This window comes from Mobilibacterium timonense, assembly GCF_900155555.1.
Lineage (GTDB): Bacteria > Bacillota > Clostridia > Peptostreptococcales > Anaerovoracaceae > Allobaileyella > Allobaileyella timonense.
This window is the reverse complement of the sequence record NZ_FUHN01000007.1, coordinates 29574-41957: the sequence shown is the minus strand read 5'-3', so window position 1 is coordinate 41957 and position 12384 is coordinate 29574. Positions and strand designations below refer to the sequence as shown.

The window sequence follows — 12384 nt, the reverse complement described above, 5'->3', positions numbered from 1 at the left end:
GAAAAACTACTGGCGCTTTCTGCTCTTCACGAAATAATTGAGTATCCCTCCGGCGATTATCACGATGAGCGCGATAGTCAGCACTTTTTTTGCCGCGATCTGGGGGATCTGGTTTACGCTCCCGATGGAGTTTTCGTAAAAGGTCAGATGGTATTCTATCTCCACCGGATCTCCCAGGGCCGTGGTGTCCGCCTTGACGATCATTGGTTCGTCTATGGCCGTCACCGGGATCGTAAATGTAGAATTCTCTCCTTTTGGAGATTCATTCAGGTATTTTTTGCTGCCCACTATCATGTAGTCGTAGTGGCTGCTGCTCCAGGTTATCTTCGAATAAAAATGATGCTTTCTCACGTAGAGATAGGCCGGGGATGAGATAGATGCCCTGCCCGAGCCGCCCGTCATGGAGACCTCAATGGAATAAACACCGTTGTCGAGGCTGGTGTAGAGAGGCTCCGAAGACTGCTCTTCATCTGTCGCGGAAGAAGCATCTCCCGTGCTGTCATCCGTGTCACCTCCATTATCGTATGCATCCACGGCGGCCTGAATCTTGTCGTAATCCGGCAGCGTTATTGTCAGCGCTCCAGAAGGCAGCGTCGTGGCATCGAACAGGATCTGCCTGCCGTACCACTTTTTTGTGTTCGAGCTGAACGCGGCACAGTCCAGCGGCTCGTCCAGGGCGGAGACAGGGATCGTGAAATAGCTCCTTCCCTGCTTTACATCCGCCTTAATGTACCGGCTTTCAGGTGCTTTTGCCGCCTTCTCTGCGGGGCCCATGTAAATGAACTCATACGAAGTGCTGTCTATCATGATGACGGCCTTCATCTTCCCGTTCTCCACCGTCAGTTTCGCTTCTTTTATGCGGAAGAACTTCGACGAGCTGTCCACTGAAATATCGTATGATCCATCTCGTACATATTCCGCTGTCAGAGGGGTCATGCCGTACTTTCCTACCTGCTGGGCCGACGATACGTCGCTTCCCGATGCCACATCTTCATACCCGGAAGCGGCCATGACCTCTGAAGGAAAAATCCACGACATGGCAAGGCAGCAGATGAGCGCAGCCAGCGCGAGCGGTCTCAGGATCAATTGAGTTCTTTTCCCTCCGCCGCTCCACATTCTTTTTATCCGGAGATCTACTTTATGCATTCCGCCTCCTGAGCATGCTCGATATATATGCTTCTTATTTCCTCCGACTCTCCAAGGCCGTGGAGATAAGTTTCTGTCTCGTATCCCATCTTCTCGATCTCAGACTTCCAGGAAGTTTCGTCGTCGCCGGCCAGGTCGTTGATCGCGTGGTCTCCGGCAACTACCATGAGCGGGGCCAGCCTGACCCTGGCGACGCTGCGCGCCGAAAGCTCTTTCATGATGTGCTCGATGCCAGGATCTCCTTCGACAGCGGCGACCAGGATGTTTTCGTGTCCGATCCTGTGAAAAACACTTTCGAGATCAAGGTAGATCGTGTTTTCGCTGTTCGGGGAACCGTGGCCCATGAGTGCGACCGCTTCGTCTTCTCCAACGTTTACGAATGTATGTGCTATGGCATCCGCGACATTCTCCAGGTCTTTCTCACTGGACAAAAGCGGCTTCCCCAGGTGGATCGTCCGGATGCTGCTGGCTTCCAGCATCTGTCTGAGCCTTCTGTTTTCGACCCCGTCTGTGAGGTGCGTAGGCTGGACGAGGAGATCCTCGATCCCCGCCTGCTCCATGTACTCCAGCGCCTCCTCCACGGTCCTCACCTTCAGGCCCTCGTTTTTCCTCACCTTTGCCGTAAGCATGCGGCTGGTCCATCCTGAGAAAAAGGCCCTGTCCGGGAAGGAGCTTTCAATATCCTTCTCTATAGCGTTTATGGTCTTTTCACGTGTCTCCCTGCAGGAAGTGCCGAAGCTCACTACGAGGACGCCCCTCTTTTCGACTTCAGCGCTTCTTCCGACGCTTTCCTTACTCATCGACGCCACCTCTCTGTATCTACAAATTCTTTTTCCTGTAAATGAATGCCACCGACAGCCCCGCAAAGATCACGAGGTATATCAGCAACACCACGAACCCCAGTATCCCCGGCTGTCCCCCGGCGGATATGCGCCTTATCATGTCCGAGGCCTGTGACAGAGGCAGCGCGCCGATGACCTGCCTGAAACCCATAGGCATCTGGTCGGTGGAGAAAAATGTGTTGCACAGGAACGACATGGGAACGATTATGTACGCAGTGTATCTCGGCGCGTCAGAATAGCTTTTCGCCAGGAAGGACAGCACCAGGGCGATCGTTGCGAATACCGTGCCGTTCAGGAACATGATCAGGAACGACCAGCCATTGAAGATAAGCGAACTGCTTATCGGCAGCGTGATGAGCAGTATCACGCCTGCCGCGTACATGCCCCTCAGGGCCCCGCCTATGACCTGTCCGAGTATGAACTGCCAGAGAGGTGTGGGCGAGACCATTACCTGGTCCAGTGCCTTCTCGTAAAGTCTCTGAACGCTCATGTTCTGGGCCACGGCGCTGAAGCTTCCCGTCATGGTGGACATAGCAACGATCCCTGGCACGAGAAAGTTCAGATACGGCTCTCCGTGGGACGTTGTCTGTATCCCGAGGCCGAATACCAGGAGGTACATGAGCGGCGAAACCGTTGCGGCCAGCGTTATTTTGTAGAAGTCCCTGAGGAACTCCCTCCATTTCTCCCATAATACTGCCAGTATGCCCATGTTATTGTTTACCCAGTCCTCTTCCGATCCGTTCGACAAAAACGTCTTCCAGCGTGGTGTTTCTCATCACCGAATCATCTCCCGCTCCGGAGAGATACGCGATGGCATCGTTTCTGTCGTGAAAATACGTGCTCCTGAGGCTGTCCTCAGCCGTCTCGTCGACCGCAAACTCACCGAGCTCCTCGATGAGCGCCTGAGGAGTATCGATGGTGTCAAGTTTTCCCCTGTCGATCAGCGCCACCCTCTCGCAGAGAGACTGCGCCTCGTCGATGTAATGAGTGGTGAGCAGGATCGTGAGGCCTCTGGCGTGCAGCTGCCTCAGCAGGTTCCACATCTGCCTCCTCGAGATGGCGTCCATGCCAGCCGTGGGCTCGTCCAGCAAAAGGATCTCAGGGTCCGTCATCAGCGCGCGGCACACCATGAGCTTCCGCTTCATCCCTCCCGAGAGGTGGCGGACCACCCGGTGCCGGTATTCCTCCAGGCCGGTGAACTTCAGGAGTTCGTCCGTCTTCTGCCGTATCTCTTTTTTCTTCATGTAGTAGAGCCGCCCCTGGTACTCCATCACCTCGTCCATGGTCATGTCCTGCCGCATGGAAAATTCCTGCGTTATAACGCTGATCTTCCTCTTGGCTTCCGAGGCCTTTCTGTTCAAAGGGCTGCCGTCTATGAAGATCTGTCCCTCCGTTGGGAGCAGAACGGTGGAGAGCATGCTGATGGTGGTCGTCTTTCCCGCGCCGTTAGGTCCCAGGAACCCGAAGAATTCTCCTGTGTTTATGGTCATGTCCAGATGGTCAACGGCCGTGAAGTCTCCGAATCTCTTTGTCAGATCTCTCAGTTCGATCATAGCGTGCGCCCATCCTCTTTCGCGATTATGAGGGAAAAATATCCCGCGTCGTCCGGGATCTCCTCCACCGAACGGTATACCTTTTCGTCCGGCATCCCGCAGTTCTCGACCATCATCACCTGACGGCCGGAGCGGCCGAGCATCTCCTTGACTTCGCTCATGTGGCGCCCCGATTTCATCAGCACGTAGTTGCCGGGCTGATCCAGCTCCCCGTCCAGGCTGTGCATCGCCGGTATTATGTGTATAGGCTCATTCCATTCGCCGATGGGAATGTTGAGGCGGGCGGCCGCGGCGCAGAACGAGGTGATACCGCTGACAAGCTCGGTCTCGTATCCATCCTCTTCAAGGATAGCCTGAAGATACGTGAATGTGCAGTATACCGTCGAGTCTCCAAGCGTGAGGAACACCACATTTCTGCCCTGGTCAAGGATCTCCTCGATCATTGCCGCACCATTTCTGTGGCCCTCTCTCACCCTGGCCTTGTCGGTCACCATCGGCATGTACACGGGCACCAGCGTCTTGTCCTTCAGCTCCGGAACGGCCTGGACCGCTATCTTGTAAGCCGTGGTCTCCTCCGGGATCTTGCCCGGCAGGGCGATAACGTCGTTTTCTCTTATAAGGCGCACCGCCTTCAAGGTCATGAGCTCCGGATCCCCGGGGCCTACGCCGACGCCAAATGCTTTTCCTTGTGCCATCTGTCCATCCCTTCTCTCACAGTGCACTTGCTGCACACTCCCGATACCATAAAAAACGGACCATGGAAAACATGGTCCGCAATGTCTGTCACCTTCCCATACGTGGCAGAGTGTTCAATTCGAACACCGAACTACAGCTCTTCCTTGTGGTCCAGCACTGCCTTTCCCGCAGCACATGCAGGGCAGTCACACCACTTCTCTCCTGCTGCCTTCGCTTCCTTGAAGTGAGCAAGATATCCGTCTGCGGCTTCCTTTCCGAACTTCTCGGCTGCGGCAGGGCTGCCGAAGAACTCGATGTTCTGATTGAGAGTCAGCACATCCTCCTCCAGCTCGGCGACCAGCGCCTCTGCTGCCTTCTTCTGTCCGTCTGTTCCAACAGCCGCCAGGTACTTCTCTCCTGCTTCCTTAGCCTCAGGGCATACGCTAGGTGCTGCTACAAGCTCTTTTACACTGTCTATAACTGCCATGTCTGACCTCCGTTTCAATCATTCGATACTATTTCGGTACTAATAGATCCAGCTCATTATATCACAGGTGTCCTGTGTACATTACAGCATTTCCACGAAAGCTGATATCCTCGTGTTCAGCTGTCCAACGTCCGCCGAGGAGTAATCGGTCTCCACCGAGATATACGGAATGCCCTTTTCGTCTCTGCAGAACCTCTCGATCTTCTTGCCTTCGATATTGTATGTATGACAGGCGGTGAGGGTCATGTCCAGGACCCCGTCAACGTGGTACTGGTCGATGAGCTTCCCGAGGAGCTCATACCGGTTAGGGTTCGGTGTCATCACAGAGCATCCGATGTTCAGATATCTGTCCGCCACCGCGTTCAGTATGTCGTCTGCGCCCTCGTCGACGTTCTCGTTGAACTGCTTGTACCCGGAGCAGTTCTCAAAGGCGACTACCACTCCGCCGTTGTTCTCCACCGCATCGATGATCTTGGTGGTGCCGCCGCCCATAGGACATCCGGTTATCAGGATCCTCGGCTTCTTTCCGACGTTCTTCCCGTCCGCGTAGTCGGCCAGGATCTTGTCCCTTACCGCGTTAAGCGACTTGATCGACTCGTCCTTGTCGAATTTGTACTGGCTTCCGAAGAGCACCTTGAAAACATCACCGCCCATCACCGGTGCCGGATCGTTCGCCATCACCTCTGACACGGCCTTCTGGGCATCGCGCTCGGCGTTCTTGATCTTCACGGCCTCCCTGATCTGGTCGTCGGTGATCTCCACTCCGAGCTCCTTCTCGAGGTATTCCTTGTATCTCCGCACTTCGGACCTCCAGAGCTTCCTTCCCTCCTCGTCCTGAGAGTTCGGCAGGTTCATGACGAATACCTTCTTGAAGTCGCTCATGAGCTCGTACATCTTCTTCTTGCCGTCGCAGGTGGTCTCGCCCACGACGATGTCGGAAAAATGGAAGTACGGGCATTTGTCGGTCTTCGCGAATCCGTAGCTGGACTTGATCAGCGGGCACAGGTTGGCGGGGAGATCCTGCTCCGCATCCGCCGTCGTCTCATTGGACATGGAGCAGAGGGCGATCGGGACTGCACCGGCTGCCATCGCCAGCTCCTGCGGCGCATAGGTGCAATAGGCTCCCACGACAGGGGTCCCCGAATCCTTGATCTCCTTTACGGCGATGAAGCTGTTTCTCCTCGCTTCTCCGAACTCGTCAAATACCTTTGGAAGATCCTTGATGATTTCCATGATCAACTCTCCTTTACCTGTTTTACTTTGTGACTCGTACGCTTAGATTCTAACACCCTGCCATAGGGGCCATTATTTACAATTACTATTATAACCCGCAGCATCTATTAAACAGTCCTATTTCTGACTCATATTCCCGCCTTCATGACAGATATGACCACGAAAAAGAAGCACACCCACAAGGCTCCGGCGGTACTGACCTCACCGATGCCTGCAGATGTGCCTCCATGTCTTCTATGTCGGGATCCTTATCGTTCTTAACCTTCATTGTCGGCAATGAAGTATATCTTCTTATCGCTTCCCTCATATGCTCGGAACGTGATCTCGTCTCCGAAGTGAACGCCAAGCTTCTGTCTCGGCGGCTGCACTACCTCTCCTTCGAAGCAGCCCTCTTCCTCTCCGGTGCACTTCACCCAGCCAAGCTCCGGATAGGTCCCGGTGCCCTTGAACACAACGGAAATGAAGTCCGGGTACTCGATGTTCCTGCTTCCGTCCAGGAGCTTGTTCATGTGTAGCCTGCGGATATTCTCATCTTCGGTCTCGAACTTATCGTGGATGTCATCGATCGTGTCTCTGTAGTCCTGCGCAGACACGTCCATGTCATTTTCAGTGACCACCGGATAGTATTCCAACTCACCAAACCTCAGCCTGCAGCACTCTTCGTGAACATCCGGTCCCTTGACTACACTTCCGTCTTCTATTTTTGCCGAGCTAAGGATATAGAAGCTGAGTCCCATACCATCTTCAACATAACAATAGGTCAGAACGCCTTCTGCGCCTTCCATGACCTCAAAGCTGTCCTTCATGCCATCGATGTCCTCGGGACAGTGGATATACACCAGCTTGTGATGGAGCGCCCTGAACCCCAGATCTTCCATTGATTTCATATCGTTCATCTTACTTGTCTCCAGTTATTGAAATGATCTCCTTATCCCCCGGAAAACAGGTGCACCAGCATCATGCCACCTGCCGGAGAACACAGGTCTAATGATAACACCTCAGAAGTACCATTATCAAATTATTCCTTTCCCCGGAAGACTTCTGATCTGGAATATCTATATTCTTCAGAACTGCTCTATCTTCCTGAATATCTCCGAGTCCATGGCCAGCACCTGATCCATATTCACCGTGGTGCCATCCGCCATAACCAGTTCACGGTCATACGTGTCCACCCTTCTTAGTGTCCCCGTCATGCGCCGAATGGTTCCCCCGGATTTCAACGGATCAGGGGCAAAAAAGGTGATCTCCAGGAGCGGCTTTTCGGCCAGATGCTCCTTAAGGAAGGCCAGCTGTCTGTCCAGCCTGGCGATATCGTCTTCCTGAAGTTCAGGCTTTTCCTCGGTCAGCCGGGCCGTTTCCTGAGCGGCGTCCTCAAACCCCGTCAGCGCCTTGAACGGAGAAAACTGAGCGGCCCTGTCAGCCCTGGACATGTGCGGGTACCTGGTGCTCCTGTGATGAGGCTCCTTGATGATGTCCGCATATTTCATAATGCTCTCGTAATTGTCTACTTCCTTGTAGCTGTAGCCCACGCTGTCTCACCTCTCCTGCTATAGTCCGTCAGGCCTTATGTCCTCCGATCTGCCTGTTCCTTTCAAGTGCCGTGGCGCCTTCCTCCAGGTCCATGGCCCTGAACATGGCATTCTTGCCATACCTTTCCTTTACCGTGAGGATGGCCTTCTGCATGTTCCTCTCCTTCTCCAGAAGGCTTGCTTCGTCTTCTCCTACGGCTTCACCGTTACCATTTTCCCCGCTCGCCGGAGCGTCGAAAATGCTGATCTGCCTGTACTTTTCCTTGTTTTCATCACCTCTGATGCTTGCCTCCGGGACAACGCCTCCTGCAACGATGTACATTCTACGCACCAGGAGATCTCTGTTCACTATCCTATTGAAAAGCTCCATGGCGGCCTTCATTATCCTGCTGTAGGAAGACGTATGCCCTCCCAGGCCGATGGTCCCGTGAGCGTGGACGGGCACGGCACGGCCGTAATGGTCCTTCTTGACCTTCCCCTTGTACTTCTTCCTTATCTCGGGACGCGTCAGAGATTCTCTGTCGTATCCTACGGTCAGTACTACCTGATCGGCTGCCAGTCCCTTGTCTACGAGGTCGAGAATGAGAAGATCTGCCATCTCCCGGATCACGATCCTGGCCTTTTCAAAGGTATACGGCTGATTCAGCACCTGACCCTGGCTCAGGCTGTGGCTTGATGGCCTGTATGCGTGTACATCCGCGATGGTACACGGTTCCCATCCCCAGGCATGATCGATGAGCAGTTCCGCATTTACTCCAAACAGCTTATACAGAAGGTCCTCATTATGGAAGTCCTCAGGTCCGCCCAGCGAGCACCGTGCCACGTCGCCCATCGTATAAATGCCATTCGCTTCAAGCTTTCTCGCATATCCAGGGCCCACGCGCCAGAAATCCGTAAGCGGCCTGTGGTTCCACAAAAGCCTCCTGTAGGTGAGCTCGTCCAGCTCTGCTATCCTCACGCCGTCCGCATCGGCGGGAATGCGCTTTGCAACTATGTCCATGGCTATCTTGCACAGGTACATGTTGGTGCCTATCCCGGCGGTGGCCGTTATGCCGGTCTCTCTCAGCACGGCCTTTATCATGGTCATGGCAAACTCCCTGGCCGTCTGCCCCCTCGTTCTCAAATACGGGGTGGCATCTATGAACACCTCATCCACGGAATAAATATGGATGTCCTCCGGTGCCACATACCTGAGATATATGTCATATATCCTCGTACTGTACTCCATGTACAGTCCCATGCGGGGAACTGCCGTGATATAAGACACGCCAAGAGATGGATCCCTCCTCACCTCGGTGTCATCCCAGGAGTATCCCGTCAGCTTCCTTCCGCGGGCCCGCCTGGCCAGCTCATTGTTCACCTGCTCTACCTTCTGTTCCACCTCAAAAAGCCGCGGTCTTCCAGGGACACCATACGCCTTGAGAGCCGGCGACACCGCCAGGCAGATGGTCTTGTTCGTCCTGGTCTCGTCTGCCACCACCAGGTGGGTGGTAAGAGGATCCAGCTCCCTCTCCACACACTCCACAGAAGCATAAAAGGATTTGAGATCTATGGCGATATAACGTCTGTTCTCGCATTCAGTGTCGCCTGCCATATATATCTTTCCTCCTTTCGCATTCAGAACATCTGTTCTTTTTTGTAGTGACAGTATACCACATCATCCGCCGTGGTCCAATGGGTTTTTCTGAGTGGATCGAGCCATTCGGTCGACCGCCCCTCAGGCGCAGCGTTTCCACGAAAAAAAGGGATGACTATCTCTCGTCATCCCTCGATCTCCGTCGGTTATTCGGCTTATTCCCTGTTCAGCTTTGCGGCAATGTCACATATGTCGCAGAAGCTCTCCGGGCTCAGGCTGGCTCCGCCGATGAGGCCTCCGTGGATGCCTTCCTGTCTCAGGAGCTGCTCTGCATTTCCGGGCTTCATGCTTCCGCCGTACAGGACTTTGAGCCCTGCGGCCGCCTCATCCCCGCAGTATCCTGCAACTATTGAGTGGATAAAGCCGCACATATCGTCCGCCTGCTCCGGAGTAGCCGTCTTTCCGGTCCCGATGGCCCAGATAGGCTCGTATGCGATGACGATCTTTCTCACGTCCAGCGGATCGAGTCCCTTCAGATCCTCGAAAAGCTGTCCCCCGACGAAACCCATCTGCTCGTTCTTCTCCCTGACCTCCAAAGGCTCTCCAACGCACAGGATAGGCGTGATGCCGCTGTCCAGGAGGACCCTGAGCTTCTTGTTCAGCGCCTCATCCGTCTCGTTGAAATACTGCCTTCTCTCTGAGTGTCCAATGACGCAGCAGTCCACGCCCAGCTCCTTGAGCATCTTCACGGATATCTCTCCCGTGTATGCCCCGGATGCCTCGTAGTGGACATTCTGTGCGCCAATCATGACCTTCGTGCCGGAAAAGGCCTCTTTCAAGGCCTGCAGCTGGGTGAAGGGAGCGACTATAGCGACGCCGTCGCCGTCGTCGGGCATCATCCCCCTGAACTTCGCGGCGAACTCCTTTGCCTCAGCAATGGTCTTGTTCATTTTCCAGTTTCCTGCTATGAGGAACTTGCTGTCTCCCATTGGAAAAACCTCCTTGATAAGCCTATTTTTCATCCAGGCAGGCGATCCCCGGAAGCTCTTTGCCCTCCAGGAACTCCAGGCTTGCGCCGCCGCCCGTGGAAATATGTGTCATCTTGTCTGCGACCCCGAACTTGGCAGCAGCAGCCGCGGAATCTCCTCCGCCCACGATGGTGGTCCCGTCAAGATCTGCAAGGCAGTCGGCAATGGCCTTTGTCCCCTCTGCGAAGGCGTCCATCTCGAACACTCCCATCGGCCCGTTCCACACCACTGTTCTTGCCTTTGCAAGTTCCGCTGTATAAAGCTCGATGGTCTTAGGTCCGATGTCCATCCCCATCTTGTCTGGATCCATCTTGTCTATGTCGTACACGGCGTGAGGTGAATCCGGAGCGAACTCATCCGCCATCACGGCATCCACAGGAGTGAAGATCTTCACTCCGTTCTCTTCAGCCTTCTTCATGATCTCAGGAATGAGAGCTGATCCCTCTTCATCAAACAGAGACTTTCCGATCTCGTATCCCTGGACCTTCGAGAAGGTGTAGGACATTCCTCCTCCTATGAAAAGCATATCCACCTTGCTCAGGAGGTTCACGATCACCGGGAGCTTGTCCTTTACCTTGGCGCCCCCCATGATGGCGGCAAAAGGTCTCTCAGGTGAATCGACGGCCTCACCCAGGAACTTCAACTCCTTCTCGATGAGGAATCCGGATACCGCCGGGATGTACGAAGCTATCCCTGTTGTGGAGGCGTGGGCCCTGTGGGATGTACCGAAGGCGTCCTGAACGAAAACGTCTCCAAGACCCGCCAGCTCCTTCGCAAACTCCGGATCGTTCTTTTCCTCTTCCTTCCTGTATCTCACGTTTTCCAGGAGGGCCACCTGACCAGGCTCGAGAGCCTCTGCACCTCTCCTCACCTCGTCGTCCACCACCTGCTCGCTCTTCAGGAATTTCACGTCTTTTCCGAGAAGCTGTGAAAGCCTTTCGGCCACCGGAGCCAGAGTCAGCTCAGGCTTAGGCTCTCCCTTCGGGCGTCCCAGATGGGACATGAGGATCACCTTTGCTCCGTGCTCTGCCAGATACTGTATCGTAGGCAGAGACGCCCTGATCCTGGTGTCATCGGTGATGGTGCTGCCATCCAGAGGCACGTTGAAATCGCATCTGCACACGGCGGTCCTGCCCTGCCACTCTACGTCTCTTACGGTCTTTTTCATAACACACTCCTATATCAGCGTATATCCGCTGTCAAACAACAGGCTGCACACCCTGGATCTCTCCGGGCTGCAGCCTTGCAATTTCTCGGTTATATGTGGCGCCTTACTTGTTGTCCACGGAATCCATGTACCTTACCATTTTCAGCAGCTGTGTACTGTATCCGTACTCGTTGTCGTAGAATGCGACGATCTTGAATACCTTGTCGTTCAGCTGGATGCCCTGAACAGCGTCGAAGATGGAAGCGTGAGGATCCCCAACGAAGTCGATGGATACCACCTCTTCATCGGTGTACTCGATGATGTCCTTCATCTCCTCCTGAGAAGCCCTCTTGATCTCCTTGCAGATCTCCTCGTATGTCGTAGGGTTCTCGAGGAAAACATTGAGGTCGATCAGAGATACGTCTGCGGTAGGGACCCTGTAGGAGATACCCGTCATCTTGCCCTTCAGCTCAGGGATGACCAGCGCTACGGCCTTTGCCGCACCTGTAGTTGTCGGGATGATGCTGTTGAATGCGCAGCGTCCTCTCCTCCAGTCTCCGTTGGATCTTCCGTCTATCACCTTCTGCTTCGACGTGGCAGCGTGGATGGTGGACATAAGGCCCTCGGAAATGCCCCACTTGTCGTACAGCACCTTGCAGATAGGCGCCAGGCAGTTTGTGGTGCAGGAAGCATTTGAAACAACATTGTATTCAGGCTTGTATTCCTTGTGGTTAACGCCATACACGAACGTAGGGGAATCATCCTTCGCCGGGGCGGAGATGATGACCTTCTTTGCGCCGGCATCCAGGTGGGCCTGGGCCTTTTCCTTAGTGTTGTAAGCTCCTGTTCCCTCTACGATGTAATCTGCTCCAACCTCTCCCCAAGGGATGTTTCTCGGATCATTCTCAGTGAATACAGGGATCTTCTTGCCCCCAACGATGATACCCTCAGAGTAGGTCTCGATCTCCTGCGGGAAGCGACCGAAAGTGGAATCATACTTCAGCATGTACTTGATGTAATCCATGGTGGAGTTACGGTAGTTGATCCCTGCGATCTCGATGTCGTCAAACTCCAAAGCCGCTCTCATCACAACTCTGGAGATCCTTCCGAACCCGCTGATACCGATTCTTGCCATTTTGTATTTCCTCCTGACTGTTTGGAAAAACCT

General features: G+C 54.2%; 13 protein-coding genes. All 13 read right to left on the bottom strand.

Annotated features, from left to right (window positions below):
* Positions 1-6: 6 nt before the first annotated feature.
* The 13 genes from BQ7382_RS03160 to gap all read right to left on the bottom strand — a co-directional run bounded on the left by BQ7382_RS03160 (position 7) and on the right by gap (position 12351).
* Positions 7-1146: a hypothetical protein gene (locus BQ7382_RS03160; protein WP_077390702.1), complete on the bottom strand. Its 1140-nt coding sequence runs from the start codon at positions 1144-1146 to the stop codon at positions 7-9.
* The gene (locus BQ7382_RS03155; RefSeq protein ID WP_077390701.1) at positions 1134-1946 is read right to left on the bottom strand and encodes a sirohydrochlorin cobaltochelatase; all 813 of its coding nucleotides are present in this window, start codon (positions 1944-1946) and stop codon (positions 1134-1136) included. The genes BQ7382_RS03160 and BQ7382_RS03155 overlap by 13 nt, the downstream gene beginning before the upstream one ends.
* Before the next feature lie 19 nt (positions 1947-1965).
* Positions 1966-2736, bottom strand: a complete 771-nt coding sequence (locus tag BQ7382_RS03150) for an ABC transporter permease (protein ID WP_235847927.1) — start codon at positions 2734-2736, stop codon at positions 1966-1968.
* Complete coding sequence (locus BQ7382_RS03145; protein WP_077390699.1) at positions 2699-3541, bottom strand: ABC transporter ATP-binding protein; 843 nt, start codon at positions 3539-3541, stop codon at positions 2699-2701. Before BQ7382_RS03145 ends, BQ7382_RS03150 begins: the two co-directional genes overlap by 38 nt.
* Complete coding sequence (gene cobI, locus BQ7382_RS03140; protein ID WP_077390698.1) at positions 3538-4236, bottom strand: precorrin-2 C(20)-methyltransferase; 699 nt, start codon at positions 4234-4236, stop codon at positions 3538-3540. Before cobI ends, BQ7382_RS03145 begins: the two co-directional genes overlap by 4 nt.
* A 131-nt stretch (positions 4237-4367) precedes the next feature.
* Positions 4368-4703 (bottom strand): heat-shock protein Hsp90, encoded by a 336-nt coding sequence (locus BQ7382_RS03135; RefSeq protein ID WP_077390697.1) that lies wholly within the window; start codon positions 4701-4703, stop codon positions 4368-4370.
* Between the two features lie 81 nt (positions 4704-4784).
* On the bottom strand, positions 4785-5936 hold the full coding sequence (locus BQ7382_RS03130; RefSeq protein WP_077390696.1) for a double-cubane-cluster-containing anaerobic reductase: 1152 nt from the start codon (positions 5934-5936) through the stop codon (positions 4785-4787).
* 257 nt (positions 5937-6193) lie between these two features.
* The gene (locus BQ7382_RS03125) at positions 6194-6832 is read right to left on the bottom strand and encodes a hypothetical protein (RefSeq protein ID WP_077390695.1); all 639 of its coding nucleotides are present in this window, start codon (positions 6830-6832) and stop codon (positions 6194-6196) included.
* 168 nt (positions 6833-7000) lie between these two features.
* Positions 7001-7465 carry a hypothetical protein gene (locus BQ7382_RS03120; protein ID WP_235847926.1) on the bottom strand — a complete coding sequence of 155 codons (465 nt, stop codon included), beginning with the start codon at positions 7463-7465 and terminating at the stop codon, positions 7001-7003.
* Between the two features lie 28 nt (positions 7466-7493).
* A complete protein-coding gene (locus BQ7382_RS03115; protein WP_077390694.1) occupies positions 7494-9059 on the bottom strand; it encodes a Y-family DNA polymerase in 1566 nt (521 codons plus the stop codon).
* Between the two features lie 197 nt (positions 9060-9256).
* On the bottom strand, positions 9257-10030 hold the full coding sequence (gene tpiA, locus BQ7382_RS03110) for a triose-phosphate isomerase (RefSeq protein ID WP_077390693.1): 774 nt from the start codon (positions 10028-10030) through the stop codon (positions 9257-9259).
* 22 nt (positions 10031-10052) lie between these two features.
* Positions 10053-11237, bottom strand: a complete 1185-nt coding sequence (locus BQ7382_RS03105; RefSeq protein ID WP_077390692.1) for a phosphoglycerate kinase — start codon at positions 11235-11237, stop codon at positions 10053-10055.
* A 103-nt stretch (positions 11238-11340) separates the two neighbouring features.
* On the bottom strand, positions 11341-12351 hold the full coding sequence (gap, locus tag BQ7382_RS03100; protein ID WP_077390691.1) for a type I glyceraldehyde-3-phosphate dehydrogenase: 1011 nt from the start codon (positions 12349-12351) through the stop codon (positions 11341-11343).
* Between the last annotated feature and the right edge of the window lie 33 nt (positions 12352-12384).

Bases quoted from the DNA above. Each gene is read 5' to 3' on its own strand.
- BQ7382_RS03160 (WP_077390702.1), bottom strand. From the start codon at position 1,146: ATGCATAAAGTAGATCTCCGGATAAAAAGAATGTGGAGCGGCGGAGGG.
- BQ7382_RS03155 (WP_077390701.1), bottom strand. From the start codon at position 1,946: ATGAGTAAGGAAAGCGTCGGAAGAAGCGCTGAAGTCGAAAAGAGGGGC.
- BQ7382_RS03145 (WP_077390699.1), bottom strand. From the start codon at position 3,541: ATGATCGAACTGAGAGATCTGACAAAGAGATTCGGAGACTTCACGGCC.
- cobI (WP_077390698.1), bottom strand. From the start codon at position 4,236: ATGGCACAAGGAAAAGCATTTGGCGTCGGCGTAGGCCCCGGGGATCCG.
- BQ7382_RS03135 (WP_077390697.1), bottom strand. From the start codon at position 4,703: ATGGCAGTTATAGACAGTGTAAAAGAGCTTGTAGCAGCACCTAGCGTA.
- BQ7382_RS03130 (WP_077390696.1), bottom strand. From the start codon at position 5,936: ATGGAAATCATCAAGGATCTTCCAAAGGTATTTGACGAGTTCGGAGAA.
- BQ7382_RS03125 (WP_077390695.1), bottom strand. From the start codon at position 6,832: ATGAACGATATGAAATCAATGGAAGATCTGGGGTTCAGGGCGCTCCAT.
- BQ7382_RS03115 (WP_077390694.1), bottom strand. From the start codon at position 9,059: ATGGCAGGCGACACTGAATGCGAGAACAGACGTTATATCGCCATAGAT.
- tpiA (WP_077390693.1), bottom strand. From the start codon at position 10,030: ATGGGAGACAGCAAGTTCCTCATAGCAGGAAACTGGAAAATGAACAAG.
- BQ7382_RS03105 (WP_077390692.1), bottom strand. From the start codon at position 11,237: ATGAAAAAGACCGTAAGAGACGTAGAGTGGCAGGGCAGGACCGCCGTG.
- gap (WP_077390691.1), bottom strand. From the start codon at position 12,351: ATGGCAAGAATCGGTATCAGCGGGTTCGGAAGGATCTCCAGAGTTGTG.